The following is a 14,439-nucleotide window of genomic DNA, read 5'->3' on the forward strand; positions in this document are numbered from 1 at the left end:
ATATTGTTGACGTAAGTTCTCTGCCACGAGAGATTGAATTGCCTCTTCATACGTCTGAACAGTGTCAGGAATGAGAGCATAGGGACCATAGACGAGTTGCTCCTGCTGTAAATGTCGAATTCGGTGTAAGTCATTCCCAATCCACTGACACTCCAGAACGGCAAATGTCTTCTCCTTCACTTTGCTTACTCTCCTCACATTCTCAGCAATCTCTACCAATAAGAAGTCTTACAATCAGAACGTGTGATGACCTTTGCAGGAAGCATAATCTAGAAAGAGAGCCCCTTCAAGAGTCATTTTTGCAAATTTGATGGTGTCATTTGCTGGAGGCTTCCTTTTCAATCATGGCAAAAAGACGACAAGCACTTCAAAACACAGCAGATCTTGCCCTCAATCACACATTCACGATGCCATTGCATCGCCAGTTGTATGATCGACTGCGTCATGCCATCCTGAGTGGTCAATTGCAACCAGGTCAAGTCCTCCCATCAACACGGGTTCTGGCAAGCGAATTAGGTTTTTCTCTGAATACAGTGAGCAATGCCTATGAACATCTCTGTGCTGAAGGCTATATCGAAAGAAGGGTCGGGCAGGGGACCAGGGTAGCGTGCGACCTTCCTGAGACCTTTTTCCTTCCCAAAGGAGTTCCACAGGGAAAAACAGCTCCCGACGAAAGCACACACTCCACCCTCTTCTTGTCTCACTTGGGAGAGGCACTCACGTGCCAAGCCCAATTGGCTGAACACCTGTCAGCATTGGCGAGTAGGCGATACTTACCCTTGGGCGCAAATCCTCTATGGTCGGGTATTTACCGCGCACTCGCTTCTCTGGCGGGATGGGTGCTACTGTTAAGAATATCAAGCGCGTTCCGCTTCTCTGGAATGTTGCATCGTGGTACTTGCCGCGCATGACATTGATAAACTCTATGAATTCCGCCACCCGTTGTCGGTAGCGTTCGGTCACCTCTACTAAGCTCCGGCTATTGGTATGCTCAGACTCGTAGCGCTCTAACTGCTCCTGTTTTACTCGCAAGTCTTCGGTGATGAGTTCGTAGTAGTAGCTGCCTTCAGGGTGCTTACTGCGTTCCGTGAGCGCATAGTCAATGCGAGTCTTTAACTCTACCATCTGCTCCTGGCCGTGCGTATCTTCTAACATAGTGCGCACCGTGCGCTCAAGCTCCTGGTCAATTTTAGCCTGGATGCGGTCTAAACGCTCAAACACTTTGCAGCAATCTTCCCACACAATCTCGTTGACTAGACTAGCGCGGACTACCGGAATGTCAGGGCATTTGTCGTACTTGTTGCGGCGGTTGGCGCAGCAGTAGTAGGGCCAAACATATTTTTTTGCGCCGTATGGTCCAGGTCGACATTCTCCACTTGCAAGTACCACAGCGGATATGGCCGCGCAGCAGAAACGCTTCCGGCACTCGCGACAGGTTGCTTAAATCCACCTGGTTATTGGCAAGCTTGCGCTGGGCGCGCTCGAACATCAGGCGCGACACGATAGCAGGCAAGCCGTCCTCGACCTCGATGCGCTGGGGATGGGGTACGCGCTTGGTACGCCCCTGCTCGTCAACTACCGTCTGGCGTTTACAGATTACTAGCGTCCCGATGCTGACCGGGTTGCGCAAAAAGTCATAGACGGTGGTATGCATCTAATGCTGGGCGCGTTTAGCACCGGGGAAACGAGTCTGTGTCGGCATCGGTATGCCGTCCTCTTCCAGCTTGTGAACGATGCCACCTGAGAGCTCCCCGTGCGAAAGCAGCGGGGGTTCCAGGGGTTCGGCCCACGCTTCCTGCTCTTCACCCCGAAGGAGATGAGCTGGCTCTAGTGGTGGTTCCCCTGACCTTTTGGGCAGACGCGCTCCGGCTCTGGTCAGACCAAAGCTTCGGGGCATGCTCTGCCCTTCTTTCGCGCGTTGTGCTGTACGCTCGTGTGCTGCCCGCAGGCGCGCCTCCGCACCTTCCCAATACGCCTGGTATCGGGCACACGAGGGAATAGGGTCTGCTGGATCAAGGGAGGCGGCAAGATACGCCGAATACAGGTCACGTTGGACGGGACCCACGCCACAGGAGCACTGATGCCAACGCTGAGAGAGCGGCTTCTTCACCCGCTTGCCACAGCCGTGACACCATTGGCTCAGCGCCGTCGTGCGTGTGGGAACTTCCACCAGGGTGCCGCCCGTGCTTGCAACGGTGCGTCTCAACCATTCTATAAACATCCCTGGGGCGCGCAGTCCCACACTCTTGCCAAACTGCTTTTGCCATGCCTTGTAGGAAATCTTTTCGAGGATGATGGTCTTGCCCTGTGCAACCACCTCATGCACCTTGCGGCCATGCAGGCTCTTGCGGTGCGCTGCCAGCTTGCGCTCTTTGGTCACTTTGCGCCGCCGGGTGGCCTGGTAGCGCTTACTCTGCTTCCACCGCAGTTTCTTGTTGCCCTGCTTCTTGATGCGCCCCTTCTCGTCGTAGTTCTCCGGATTGGCGGCTCGCCGCTGTCGCTCCATCTGCCGTTGCAAACGGCGAATGGCACGGGCCTCAGGTGCCAGTTCCGCGCAGAACACCTCCAGGCTCGCTTCCCCTTCCTGAGGGAAGAGGGCCAGGGTCGAGGGACCGAGATCCCCCCCAACGATACCTTGCCCAACCGTGTGCTTGGGTTTGTGGTGGGGCTTGCCTTCCAAGGCCAGTTGCACGCGCGTAGCGATAGCCCTGTGTATCAGCGCCAGCCGCTTTGGGGCTGCTGGCGGGACGTTGAATGAGGCGGGTATACTTGATGCGGTGCCTGAGCCCATGGGGCACCACTTCATCCTTCCAATCGATGAGGGCGGGCAGCTGGTCTCCGTTCCAGAGCACAAACCCTGCATTTCCGGCCTCGGGTGGCTGCAGGACAAAGCGGAGACTGGTATCATTGCGTTTGTTCTCGATGCTGGAGAAACCGCGTCCTCGGCTCTTAAAACGCACCCGTCTCGCCTGGCCCAGGCAGACGCGGTTGAGGGCGCGATAGGCGCGGGTGGCCAGGGTTTGAGCCAGCACCGCCTCGATATGTTCCGCAATCCAGCCGACGCGCAGTCCTTTGACCGCTTCATGCAGAGCGGCTCCAGAGAAACTATACCTCTTGCGCAAAGCGGAGAAGGCGGCGGCTCGTTCCGCTTTGTGGGTGCGAGGAAGGGCACGAGCCTCTTGCCAGGCGAGGTCAGCCCGCATGCGGCGCAGGCGCCTCTGTCCTTCGGAGAGGATGGCATTGTAGAGCTGACGAGCGGCTTCCAGGTGAGCACGCAGGCGGGCGGCTTGCCCTGCATTGACGACCAGGGGCAGTTCGAGCAGAAGGGTTATGCGCCATAAGCGCACCGCTCCGCATGAAAACGGCTTCAGCGGGCTATACTTGTGGAGGAAAGATCCCAAGAATGAAAACAACCCCCTTACTAAGGTGAGAAAGCTTGAAGCAGAAGCTGTCTTCGGGCGTCTGGAAGAACCGCTCATTGTCGCTCCAATGCTGGAAGCACGAAGAGGAAACTCTCATCATGGAAAGACGCCCTCTTGGGGATCTTTCAAGACATCTGTCAAACAGGTTTCAGGAGGAATGGCGATGGAAGTAGTGTATCCACGATGCAGTGGTCTCGATGTCCATAAGCGCTTTGTGGTGGCCTGCTTGAGTATCGTCGAGAACGGGCAGCGTCACAAAGAACTGCGACAGGTCGGCACGATGACCAGTGATATCCTGGCATTAAAAGGATGGCTTCAGGCTTCAGGTTGTCACCAGATTGCGATGGAATCCACTGGTGTGTTTTGGAAACCCCTGTATCACTTGCTCGAAGACTCCTTCGAGATCGTGCTGGTGAATGCCCAGCATATGAAGGCGGTACCTGGACGAAAAACCGATGTGAAAGACGCCGAGTGGATTGCGGATCTGTTGCAGCATGGCCTGCTCAAAGCTTCCTTTCTCCCAAGCTCAGAGCAGCAGGCCGTGCGCGACCTGACGCGGACACGGATGCGTTTGCTTCAGGAGCGTACCCGTCTGATCAATCGCATTCAAAAAGTTCTCGAAGATGCCAACCTCAAACTGGCCTCGGTCGTTTCTGACGTCATGGGAGTAACCGGGCAGGCGATTCTCCAGGCGCTGGTGGCTGGGCAGGAAAATCCTGAGTGCCTGGCCCATTTGGCGCGCGGGAGCCTGGTCAAGAAAGAAGATCAGTTGCAAGCTGCCTTGCAAGGCAAGCTGGCTCCGCATCACCGGATGCAGCTCGAAGAACTGCTTCAGTTGATTGCCACGTTAGATCACTCGATTGCTCGCTTTGATCGGGAGGTGGCTGAACGTTTACACCAATTTGATGCCCTCATTGAACGAATGGATGCGGTGACAGGACTCTCTCGACGGAGCATCGAAGTATTGCTCGGCGAACTGGGCTGGGATATGAGTCACTTCCCAGATGCGGCCCATGCGGCTTCATGGGTGGGGATCGTGCGCTGTATCACGCACTTGAGTATCCCTGGCGCAGCCAGGAGGAACTCGAAAGGAGGTTCTTGGGTCAATTGCTTACCTTGAGTCGAAAGACAACGGGGACAAGAGCATGCCACTGAAAGCGAGAGGAAACCAGAAGACGCTTATGGAACCGTCTCGCAAGACCCGTGCAATATGGTGAGAGCTACACTGCTCAAATTCCAATCCCCAATCGGTGTATGCCCACACCCATCGCTACAGCGTCTAAGAGCGGTGTCGCCTCATGGAGTGAACTCAGATGCCGACACTCCACCTTTCGTGAGGCGAGATGATGGACAGCGAGTCTCTTGAAGGGGATGAGTGGAACACCTACGTTGTGCTCGTACGTACTCAAGTGACGGAATGCAGGATGACCTAAAAGGGGAGACCCTCATGGTTACGGAGCTTGGATAGTACTCCTCGGAGTCACGCCCGATCAGGGAAGCCAGGAGAGCTGGCCACAGGGGGAAGCCAAACAGGTGCTTGGAGTCTTCCTCTCAGGGAGGTGCGCGAGATGCGCTTCTGCCATAACTGAAGGAAGACTCACTGGAAACAGAGAAGCACTGGAGAGCGCCGTGCCTGGAAACTCGCATGCGGCGTTCGGAGGAGGGCCGGGGGAAAAGGGCTGTTTATGCAGTACCTCGCCCGCGGCCTATCCTACTGTCCAGGTCAACATGCGCACGGGAGGCAAACAACAGAGTGGCCGTACGCGTCAAGGCAATCGCTGGGCCAAAGCGGTCCTTATTCAGGCGGCGCACGCGGCAGGTCGTACTCGGACCTATCTAGGCGAACAATACCGTCGGATCAGTGCACGGCGGGGAAGCAAGAAAGCGGCAATGGCGGTCGGCCACAGCATTCTGGTGATTTTCTATCACATGGTCAAGACAGGTGAGCCGTATCACGAGAAAGGAGCTGATTACTTTATCACGGTCAATAAGCAGCAGATTCAACAACGGCTGGTTCGCCAATTGGAACGCCTGGGCAACACAGTCATTTTGCAGCCTCAAGCCGAGACGACCCTCGCTTAAGCGCTCTTACGTCATCTGAACAATTGAGAAAGAGAGTTCAGATTTTAGGGGGAGATTTCTTGTCTCTCGTCCCAAGTTTTCAGAGGAAAGGTGGGAGTGGCAGGCCGTTTCTCCTGCTGTTCCTTCTTCTTGCGTTGCCCCAGGCATTTCTTTGGCATGCCTGCTCCTCCTTCAATCTCATACGTGCAATCGATCCTCGCACGTCTATTGTACCAGAGAGTCGAGAAGAACGCAAGTTCTAGAAGGCTGGCTTTTTCCGGTCCTCACGCTCACGCGGGGGTGGCGATTCATCCCCGGCATCAATGACCGGGGCTTTCTCGCCACCTTCTCTGTAAACTTGCGGATATGGACAAGCCAGGACGGAGGAAAAAACCGGAATGGATGAAACAAATGGCCGCTCGACGGCGCAAGACCCTTGTGGTCTGTCGTTCCTGCCATGAAGCCATCCACGGAGGAAGATCAACCACACCTTTTCGGAAAGTGGGAACGGCGGGGAAATCTTGCCCGCTCGATTCGGGAAGAGGGTAACGGAAAAGGCCCGTGAAGGGCCTCGCCGGTCCCCTACTTCATTCGGTGGCGGATCGTCAGAAAAGTACGAAGAAACGCAACTCGCTGGCGATCTAGCCTACCACACGAGCGTACTCATCAACGCGCGAAAGAGGGGCAGATGCTGCCCCGAAGCTTTGGCATCCCAAAGCCGGAGCGCGTCTGCCCAACTGTCCAGGGGAACCGACACAAGAGCCAGCCTTTTTGCTTCGGCATGCAAGACTGGAAGCGTGGAACGAACACCTGGAACCCCCGCGCTAAAGCAGCAGGGAGCTCTCAGATGCTAATATCCTCGTCCTACCTCTATCGGTGACTCTGTGCCTGATCCACCGATCAACTTCTGCCTCCAGAGGCATGGTTAAGGTTACTCATTTAAGCGGCTCTTATCCAGCATGCGAGATGTAGCCACATGCTGAAGAGTTATGCGAAAAAACTGGATATCGGTGACTTCATACATGGGATTCTTCCCTGCGTCGTCACACTTGCGCAAGAGGAGAGCATCTTCGGCCCAGGGATTCGCTGCAAACGCAGACACCTCCTCCTGACTCATAAGCCCTCCCTGTTGGATCATCGTCTGCTGCGAGATTGGTGAAAGGGTAGACCAGTATCCCTGGTCAGTCGTACAGAGATAGCGTTTTGCGTCAGCATGGGCACCAATGACCCAGGCGATGCGTTCACCAAAGAGAGGTCGTACCAATTGCGCTGCCCAGGGAGCATGTTCAGCTTCCGCAACACGACCATCGCCAAGGTCATGGAGGAGTCCCGCGACGATGAGTTCGTCGTCCGCTCCTAAGTGACGCAATTGTTCTGCGGTCTGGAGTTGGTGTTGCCAGAGGTCAACCAGCTCTCCATCGCTCATGCCTTGCTGCTCTTCGAGCGCCGCCCAAGCTTCATCCGCGGTTTGAAATGGTTCCAGGTTTTTGGTTGTCATTATCTCTTACTCCTACAAATGTGCTTCAGGCCGTTTTGTACTTTACAATAACTACAAAGTAATCGTCTCCACAGCTACCTGTGAGTTACGAACTCCGGTAATGCTGAAGCGTTCTTGTCCGCCGACGAGCACGCGCTGAACACGCGGTCGGTACTGATCGCTGACTTCAACCTGTATCAGGTCGGCTATCTTCCCCACTTCTAGCGAGCCGTACTCGTGACCGATTCCCACTGCTTGAGCCGGGTGCAGAGTGACCATGCGAACCGCCTCCGGCAAGGCCTTATATTGCTTCTTTGCCAGCAGAAAGACCGATGCCAGCATCGCGGATGGGTAGTAGTCAGAGCAGAGCACATCAACGATGTTCGCTTCTATAGCTGAGAGTGCACTTAAATTGCCACCGCTTGAGCGTCCGCGCAAGACATTAGGCGCGCCCATGCAGACTTTCAGGCCAAGCTCATGCGCGCACCGAGCGGCCTCCATGGTCGTAGGGAACTCGCTGATCGCGACACCGAGCGAATGCCACTGCTCGATCAGTTCGGGCGTGTCGTCATCATGTGTTGCTAGAGGTATGCCTGTCTCATGTGCAACCTGGCTAAGAGCGGTGATGCGCGCTGGCTTTTCACGCATCTGCTCGCGCTTGCGCGCAAGCAACTCATCAACCTCTTCGTGAGTACGATGGGTGGTGCGAATCACGTACTCTCTAAATGCCTGCTCGGTTCGATACTGGCCCTGACCCGGGCTGTGATCCATCATGGAGACCAGAGCACTTGTCCCCTGACGCATCATCTCCATTCCCTTCTCGCACCCATGCTTGCTGGTAAGTTCCAGGCGTGCGTGGATCTTATGGCGAATGAGCAACCGCTCATGCATGATATGCACGTACGTATTGAGATCACGGAAAAAGTTTTCCGAGCGGACCCCGAACTCGTTATCGTCCAGGCTGAGCGCGTGGAACTCTGTGGTGATGCCGCAACCAGCCAGGCGTAAATCTGCCTCCTGTAGCGCCACATACATGTCGACGTGGACACCAGGACGGGGCTCAACCAGTTTCTCTATAACGTCACAGTGCAGATCAATCAGTCCGGGTAGCAGGTAGCTTCCTGCGGCATCGACCAGATGGATGCCCGGTTCGGCCTGTGGACATGTTTGTGCTTTGCCCAGGTCAAGGATGCGCTCACCCTCTATCAGCAACCATCCATCATCGAGTACCTGGTCACGCAGTACCAGCCTGGCATGCGTTATGAGTGTTTTCACCCGCGTCCTCCTGCTATATCAAAGTGTTTTCCCTGTGTGCTTCAATATTTGCATATTTATAAAAAAGAGATACCCCTTTACGCCTCAAGCCAGAAGGTATCGTCAGCAAGTTCCTGGATCGCCGCAATATCATGCGAGACGGTAAGAATCGTGATACCTTTCTCCGTGGCCTCGCGTATCATGTCGAGCACAATTGACTTGGAGACAGCATCGAGGCTGGCGGTCGGCTCATCGAGCAAGAGAATGCGTGGCGCGGCGATAAAAGCCCGTGCCAGGTTCAAACGTTGCTGTTCACCACCGCTAAAGGTGATGGGGCTGGCCAGCCAGCGACTCTCCTCAATTCCCAGGCGGCCAAGCCAACGCGCTGCTTCTTCTAAAGCCTCATCGCGTGGCACTCCGCACTTGATCAGTGGCTCGGCGGTTACCTCCAGCGCTGGTACACGCGGCAGCACCTTGAGGAATTGCGAGCAGAAGCCGAGTTCTTGTTCACGCAGACGAGAGATACTATTTTCATCAGCCGAAGCGATGTCTATCCTGCCAAACTCTCGCGAGTCATACCAGATGTGGCCCTGGTTCGTCAAATAGGTGCGGTAGATACACTTTAAAATGGTTGTTTTTCCAGCCCCACTCTTGCCGCTAATCATGAAGAGGTGACCCTGGCGTACTTTAAATGAGACATTGGCAAATGGCGTAATAACACGGCCATCCACGAGGTGAAGCTGGAACTGCTTGCCGAGATTTTCGACATCCAGAATGTAGGGAATCTCTGTATTGTGCATCATATTCTTTGCCTATTGCTATTGAGAAATTAGAGCGCCGAGGAGACCAACAACTGTGTGTAGGGGTGCTGTGGATCTTCCAGGATTTGATCAGTCAGGCCGCTTTCAACAATCCGCCCGTTCTTCATGACGATGGTGCGGCTGGCCAGCTGCTTGATGACCCCCAGATCGTGTGAAACCACTAGCATGGTCATCTGCAATTCCCAGCGCAGGCGTTTGATGAGATCGAGCACCCTTGCCTGAACTGAGAGGTCCAGGCCGCTGGTAACCTCGTCCAGGAGCAGAACGGTAGGGTCGCTTGAGAGTGCTTTGGCGATCTGCACACGCTGGAGCATGCCGCCACTAAACTTGCGCGGCTCTTCATCGATGCGCTCGGGTGGTAGCTCGGTCAGGCGCATCAACTCGCTGGTTCGCGAACGGATCTTGCCAACATGTCGCCAGTTTGCGAGTAGCAATTTCTCGGCCACATTGCCTCCCACGGTAAAGTTCATATTTAAGCCAAGCTCCGGGCGCTGGTAGACAATTCCCAGCCGCTCATTGCGGAACTGGCGACGTGCGTACTTATCCAGGGCGAGGAGGTTGACTGGCTCGCGCTGGGGCGTCTGCTGACCATCGAACTCGCGATACCAGAGTTGGCCCTGCTCAACGGGCAGGCTGAGGTTGACGATCTGCATCAGGGTGCTCTTACCACTGCCACTCTCGCCGACGATGCCCAGGACCTCGCCCTGCTCCAGTGTAAAGCTGACATCTACACATCCAGTGACACTTCCGCATACCGGGCAGCGATTGGTGGTATCTGCCCCTGTGAGCGCTTCGCAGTAAGAGCAACCGGGGCCATAGCGTTTATGAAGGTGTTCTGCTTTGAGGACCCAGGGACGTTCTTCTGTGTGCATACGTTCTCTCTCCATCTGCTGCATACTACAATGAAACCTCAGACGTTTCATGCGAGCTTTGCTGGCGCAGGCGCTTGTCGCAATAGCTCGTATCTGAGCAGGTAAGCATCCAGCGCCCAGCTTCTTCGGGCTTTTTAGGCTCAACGAAAGAGCGCGTCAGGAACGTATTATGCGTGCCGCAGCGCTCACAAGATTGTGAGGGATCATGCTCCGTCTTGAAGGGGTAGTCCTCAAATTGGAGAGGAACTACTCTCGTATAGGGAGGGACAGCATAAACGCGCTTCTCGCGACCAGCGCCAAAGAGATAGAGCGTCTCCGCCATGTGCAGGCGTGGCACGTCATAGCGTGGGATGGGTGAGGTGTCCATGATGTAGCGGTCCTCAACCATCACCGGGTATTGGGAGGAGATTTCCACATCGCCAGCGCGCACAACGCTTTCGTACATAAAGACCCACATCCGCCCGTAGTCAGCTTCTGCATGCATCTGCGCCGAGTGTTCCAGGACGGGTTCAACCCAGCGCAATGAATCGGCCATCGGTACCTGGAAGACGAGAATCTGGTCGTCGCGTAGTGCTTCCTCCGGGATGCGGTGACGTGTCTGAATGATAGATGCCTGGACGGTATCGGTGGTGAACTCAATGCCCGTTGTTTTCTGAATGAGGCGACGCAGGTTCACGGCATTCACGCTATCATCGTCGCCCTGGTCGATGACTTTGACAATGTCCTGTGGCTCTACCAGCACCATCGTCACCTGCAAGCCACCTGTTCCCCAGCCGCGCGCGATGGGAAGGTCTCGGCTGGCAAACGGCACCAGGTGTCCAGGGATCGCGACCGCTTTGAGAAGTTGGCGACGGACTTCGCGCTTGGAATCTTCGTCGATAAAGGCGAAGTTGTAAAGCGTCTCGCGCCCCATAGCATTTGCCTGTGAGTGATCCTGCTTCTCGTCACTCTGTGGTTGCTGTAGTAGTGTTTGTAGTATATCCTCTTGCATGTCTGCTTATTCCTGCTCCTGCTCGTTCCCCTGCTCAGTGATCGACTGCAACAAATCCTGCACCTGTTGCATGGCCTGCTGGCGCTGCCCGGCTGCCTGGGCAGAAAGTGACGTTTGGTGTCCCTGCGCGCGCTCCAGCACACTGATATTTGCCTGAAACGTTACATAGTGTGGTAGCTTGAAGTGAGCGGTAAATCCGCTGGCTTCGATACCATCGCTGTGCAGCAGGACAAACTCTTCATTCGAGGCGGGACCGGAAGCTCCATGCGCGCTCCCCTCTTTGGCGGCACTCATCACGCGGTCGAGCATAGACATGCTCATGGCTTTAACCTCATTTTGCCCAAAGCTAAAGCCGTACCCCAGGCCAAACTTGGGCACTCCCCCCTCCACCACATCTAGACCATTTTTCTCGTCATCCGTAAAGGCTTTGGAGACCACCTCGCACTCAGTCGCGAAGATCTCGCCGATGTCTACCGCTTCCCCGGTCAAGGGATGCGCGACCTGGATCGGTAGATAGCCCCCACGCACCTCCCCTAGCGTGGGGTGCGCATCACCATAGCCCCGCACACTGCTATACGCGAAGGCGAGCAAGCTACCAACGTCAGCCTGCGCCAGAGATTGTAAGCGTGCACTACGAGGAACAGGGAACACCAGGGCGCGGCGAGTGATGTCATATGGCTCTGCCTCTGCCTCCGCCTGTTCCTGAGGAGGGATGTCAACGAGTATGCCCTGAGCACGCATACTCTCGATCACCTTGGGAAAGATGGGTGTCAGTTCCGTGCCTTCTGCCTGCTTTAGCAGCCTCTCTTCGATCTCGCGCAAGAGCTCACGGGTCGAGGTGCTGCTTTCTTCTGTGAGCAACGTGTTTAACAGGCGCAGTTGGTAATCGCGTGTTGGACCAAGTATCTGGCCACCAGGAATATCCTTGAAGGTAGCCGAGATCCGGCGTATCGGTCGCATGTGTACGCCTTCAATTGGCAGGCTATAGTCCAGGCGCGGCACGGTGGAGCGATAGGCCCTGAGCAGGAAACTCGCCTCTAGCGAATCGCCTTCGGCCTGTTTTAGCGCTAAGGCCGCCAGTTCTGGCGCGTAGAGCGCGCCCTCGCTCATAGCGCGATCAACAGCCAAGCGCATCTGATCCTGGATCTGGCGCGTCCGAATAGGCTCGCTCTGCCCTTTCAGGCGGTAGTACTCCACCAGTTGCTCGGCGTTTAAGACCGCCTGCGAGCCACCTTTTACCGCGACGTAGGCCATGCTTGTACCTCCTTCGTGTGCTTTCGCATGCTGATTTGAGTTGTGCGTGGCAATCCTATGCAGCCCCCTTCCTGATCCACAATAAAGAGGTCAATGCCTAAAGGATATCCCTGGCGCACGTGTTGTAAGGCGCTATACATGTTTTGGGAAAGTCCCCACAGCGCTACTTCGTGTGTGTGCTCAATGCCAGGCCCACTCAACGTCAGCTGCAAGGCCCCTGCTTCTGCATGAGCTTCCTCTTCATTACCTACATGTTGGGATAGCTGCACGAGACGATCAACACATAGGAAGGCAGTTGCGCTGGCCTCGGGTTTGAGCAGCGTCCCAACGTGGAGACGTGAGACGAGCTCAGCACAGGCATCATCGCAGAAGAGGACAAAGTCGGCTTTCTCAGGGGCCGCTACCCCTGAATTACTGCATAAGGCTATCCATTGCACAAGGGCATCCGTCGGCGTCAGCCACTGTCCCTGAGCCGCGATGGCAAAGGATACCTCACGGTCGAGGAGCGAAAGCATGGCACCCAGGGCGAAGCCATTGGCCTGTTTTGGTACTTCATGTCCCACCTGGTAGGTGGGGAACGTGCCTGCAAATGTGGGGAGCTTATTCTGCTTACCGGGCCGAGCCAGACTGTCAAGGAGCAAGCGGAAGGTACGCGTGTTGTTCCATACCTGCCGCTCCTGTGCGGTTGCCATCATCTTCTCTCCAATTCTTTCCTACATGCGCTCAAATTCAACTTTGGTGGCCAGAGCCAGCAGTTGCTCCTGCCTGTTGTGGGCTGCGATGTGCTGGTCCAGGGCTTCAAGCTCTAGAAGGAGGCGGGCAGCCGTCGCACCTTCCTGGCGCAGTGCGGCATCAACCAGGGCAATCGCCAGGGCGTGGCGCGGGCGATCACCGATGACCATCCCAAAGCCGAACTGTCCATTGAGTTCAAGCCGTACCTCTGTCACCAGGACTTCGCCAGCGTTAAACAGGCTATTGGCAACCGTCTCGCGCATTCGCAACATCACCAAACCCAGGCTAGGACCGCGGAGGATTTTCACCTGTTCACGAGGATAATCATTCATTACCAGCGAGGCGAGTCGGCATACATCAGTCTCGGGGGCATTCGCAAGAATACGGTAGTGTGTCATGCCTTGTGTCTCTCTAGGAGAGGAAGAACCGGCCAGAGCCGCCCTCTCATGCTTCCAGATGTCGTCTCCAGATAGCTTAATTGATATGCCTTTATTGGCGATTGTAGAGACGCGGTCGCGCCTGGTAGTTGGCGCTGACCGTGTCTCTACAATCGCGTAGGACCCCTCAAAAGCTTTCAAACTATTTCAGTTTGGTGAGATCCAGGTTGAGGGAGCGGGCGACATCGCGGAGATTGTTATACGTGCTGTCCGTGTCCGGGCGGAAGCCGCCAGCATTCATCGGTTCGAGGAGCTTCTGATCCTTAATTGCCACGAAGGCATCACGGATCGCGTCCTTGTCGCTCTGACTTAACTCTTTCCGTACGGCAATCGGGCTGTTTGGAATAGGATCGCTCTTGCTGATGATCTTCACGTCACTCTCTTTGACCTTGCCCTGCTTGACCAGTTCGGCGAACGTGTCGCTCGCGACCGCACCAGCATCGGCTTTACCGTTGATGACGGCGAGCAGCGAGAGGTCGTGCGAACCAGAGAAGATGCCCTTGACATCCTTATCAGGGTTGAGGCCATTCTTCACCATCGTATAGCGGGGAATCAGGTTACCGCTTGTGGAAGCGGGATCAACAAACGAGAAGCTGTGACCCTTGAGATCTTGCAGCGAATTGATACCCGTTTTAGGCGTTGTGATAATGTAACTCTGGTAGTGGTCAGCGCCGCCAACCGACAACTGGCGCAGGATCGCCTGAGCGTTATACTTGTCGGCTGCCAGAACATAGCTGAAGGGGCCGAACCATGCCACGTCTACCTTCTGGCTGCTCATGGCCGTGATGGTGGCGCTGTAGCTGGTACCCACCGTCAGGTTCACTTTCACTCCACACAACTGACGGCTCAATTCGTCGGCAAAGGGACGAGTTGTATCCATCACTTTCGTCGCGTTCTCAGCGGGAATGACGCCCAGGTTCACCTGGCTCAGGCTCACCTTATGGCAGTTCGGATTGCTCGAAGCGGCAGCGTTTGTGTTATTACTGGCGCTTCCGCAAGCAGCCAGTACGAGAAGGCAAAGCACCAGTACGGTGCTCAGTGAGCCAAATTTTCGCGCGTAAAGCTTTACGCTAGACATAAAATAACTCCTTTTTCAAGTGATTCCCAATATAATTGGA

At 55.5% G+C, this 14,439-nt stretch carries 14 protein-coding genes and 3 pseudogenes; 5 read left to right on the forward strand and 12 right to left on the reverse strand.

Annotated features, from left to right (window positions below; all coding sequences use genetic code 11):
* Positions 1–407: 407 nt before the first annotated feature.
* Positions 408–545 (forward strand): annotated as a pseudogene (locus KRAC_RS75745) (GntR family transcriptional regulator); the annotation flags it as partial.
* Positions 546–717: 172 nt separating this feature from the next.
* Here the strand turns inward: KRAC_RS75745 and KRAC_RS73670 are convergent.
* The 3 genes and pseudogenes from KRAC_RS73670 to KRAC_RS65640 form a co-directional block, all read right to left on the reverse strand.
* Positions 718–1,221, reverse strand: a complete 504-nt coding sequence (locus KRAC_RS73670; protein ID WP_007906670.1) for a hypothetical protein — start codon at positions 1,219–1,221, stop codon at positions 718–720.
* A gap of 58 nt (positions 1,222–1,279) precedes the next feature.
* Positions 1,280–1,654: a recombinase family protein gene (locus KRAC_RS10155; RefSeq protein WP_007906671.1), complete on the reverse strand. Its 375-nt coding sequence runs from the start codon at positions 1,652–1,654 to the stop codon at positions 1,280–1,282.
* Between the two features lie 105 nt (positions 1,655–1,759).
* Positions 1,760–3,329, reverse strand: a pseudogene (locus tag KRAC_RS65640) (nuclease/transposase family protein); the annotation flags it as partial.
* A gap of 256 nt (positions 3,330–3,585) precedes the next feature.
* Between KRAC_RS65640 and KRAC_RS10170 the strand changes: the two are divergent.
* The 4 genes and pseudogenes from KRAC_RS10170 to KRAC_RS79395 form a co-directional block, all read left to right on the forward strand.
* The gene (locus KRAC_RS10170) at positions 3,586–4,542 is read left to right on the forward strand and encodes an IS110 family RNA-guided transposase (protein ID WP_075164195.1); all 957 of its coding nucleotides are present in this window, start codon (positions 3,586–3,588) and stop codon (positions 4,540–4,542) included.
* A gap of 509 nt (positions 4,543–5,051) precedes the next feature.
* Positions 5,052–5,504, forward strand: a complete 453-nt coding sequence (locus tag KRAC_RS10175) for a hypothetical protein (protein WP_040442233.1) — start codon at positions 5,052–5,054, stop codon at positions 5,502–5,504.
* A gap of 345 nt (positions 5,505–5,849) precedes the next feature.
* Positions 5,850–6,032, forward strand: coding sequence for an HNH endonuclease (locus KRAC_RS79390; RefSeq protein ID WP_420795785.1), 183 nt, complete (start codon positions 5,850–5,852; stop codon positions 6,030–6,032).
* Positions 6,033–6,135: 103 nt separating this feature from the next.
* Positions 6,136–6,311, forward strand: a pseudogene (locus KRAC_RS79395) (AAA family ATPase); the annotation flags it as partial.
* A gap of 103 nt (positions 6,312–6,414) precedes the next feature.
* On the opposite strand, the gene KRAC_RS10180 reads toward KRAC_RS79395, so the two are convergent.
* The 9 genes from KRAC_RS10180 to KRAC_RS10220 form a co-directional block, all read right to left on the reverse strand.
* Positions 6,415–6,981, reverse strand: a complete 567-nt coding sequence (locus KRAC_RS10180; protein WP_007906674.1) for an HD domain-containing protein — start codon at positions 6,979–6,981, stop codon at positions 6,415–6,417.
* A gap of 51 nt (positions 6,982–7,032) precedes the next feature.
* Positions 7,033–8,235 carry an alpha-D-ribose 1-methylphosphonate 5-triphosphate diphosphatase gene (locus KRAC_RS10185; protein ID WP_007906675.1) on the reverse strand — a complete coding sequence of 401 codons (1,203 nt, stop codon included), beginning with the start codon at positions 8,233–8,235 and terminating at the stop codon, positions 7,033–7,035.
* A 77-nt stretch (positions 8,236–8,312) separates the two neighbouring features.
* Positions 8,313–9,017, reverse strand: a complete 705-nt coding sequence (locus KRAC_RS10190) for a phosphonate C-P lyase system protein PhnL (protein WP_007906676.1) — start codon at positions 9,015–9,017, stop codon at positions 8,313–8,315.
* A gap of 26 nt (positions 9,018–9,043) precedes the next feature.
* On the reverse strand, positions 9,044–9,907 hold the full coding sequence (locus KRAC_RS10195; RefSeq protein ID WP_040443266.1) for an ATP-binding cassette domain-containing protein: 864 nt from the start codon (positions 9,905–9,907) through the stop codon (positions 9,044–9,046).
* Between the two features lie 25 nt (positions 9,908–9,932).
* Positions 9,933–10,820, reverse strand: a complete 888-nt coding sequence (locus KRAC_RS10200; RefSeq protein WP_040443268.1) for an alpha-D-ribose 1-methylphosphonate 5-phosphate C-P-lyase PhnJ — start codon at positions 10,818–10,820, stop codon at positions 9,933–9,935.
* A gap of 84 nt (positions 10,821–10,904) precedes the next feature.
* Positions 10,905–12,152 carry a carbon-phosphorus lyase complex subunit gene (locus KRAC_RS10205; protein WP_007906680.1) on the reverse strand — a complete coding sequence of 416 codons (1,248 nt, stop codon included), beginning with the start codon at positions 12,150–12,152 and terminating at the stop codon, positions 10,905–10,907.
* Positions 12,134–12,847 carry a phosphonate C-P lyase system protein PhnH gene (gene phnH / locus KRAC_RS10210; protein ID WP_007906682.1) on the reverse strand — a complete coding sequence of 238 codons (714 nt, stop codon included), beginning with the start codon at positions 12,845–12,847 and terminating at the stop codon, positions 12,134–12,136. The genes KRAC_RS10205 and phnH overlap by 19 nt, the downstream gene beginning before the upstream one ends.
* An 18-nt stretch (positions 12,848–12,865) precedes the next feature.
* Positions 12,866–13,282 (reverse strand): phosphonate C-P lyase system protein PhnG, encoded by a 417-nt coding sequence (phnG, locus tag KRAC_RS10215; protein WP_007906684.1) that lies wholly within the window; start codon positions 13,280–13,282, stop codon positions 12,866–12,868.
* 181 nt (positions 13,283–13,463) lie between these two features.
* Positions 13,464–14,399, reverse strand: a complete 936-nt coding sequence (locus tag KRAC_RS10220; RefSeq protein ID WP_007906686.1) for a phosphate/phosphite/phosphonate ABC transporter substrate-binding protein — start codon at positions 14,397–14,399, stop codon at positions 13,464–13,466.
* Positions 14,400–14,439 lie beyond the last annotated feature (40 nt).

The organism is Ktedonobacter racemifer DSM 44963 (assembly GCF_000178855.1).
GTDB classification, from domain to species: Bacteria; Chloroflexota; Ktedonobacteria; order Ktedonobacterales; family Ktedonobacteraceae; genus Ktedonobacter; species Ktedonobacter racemifer.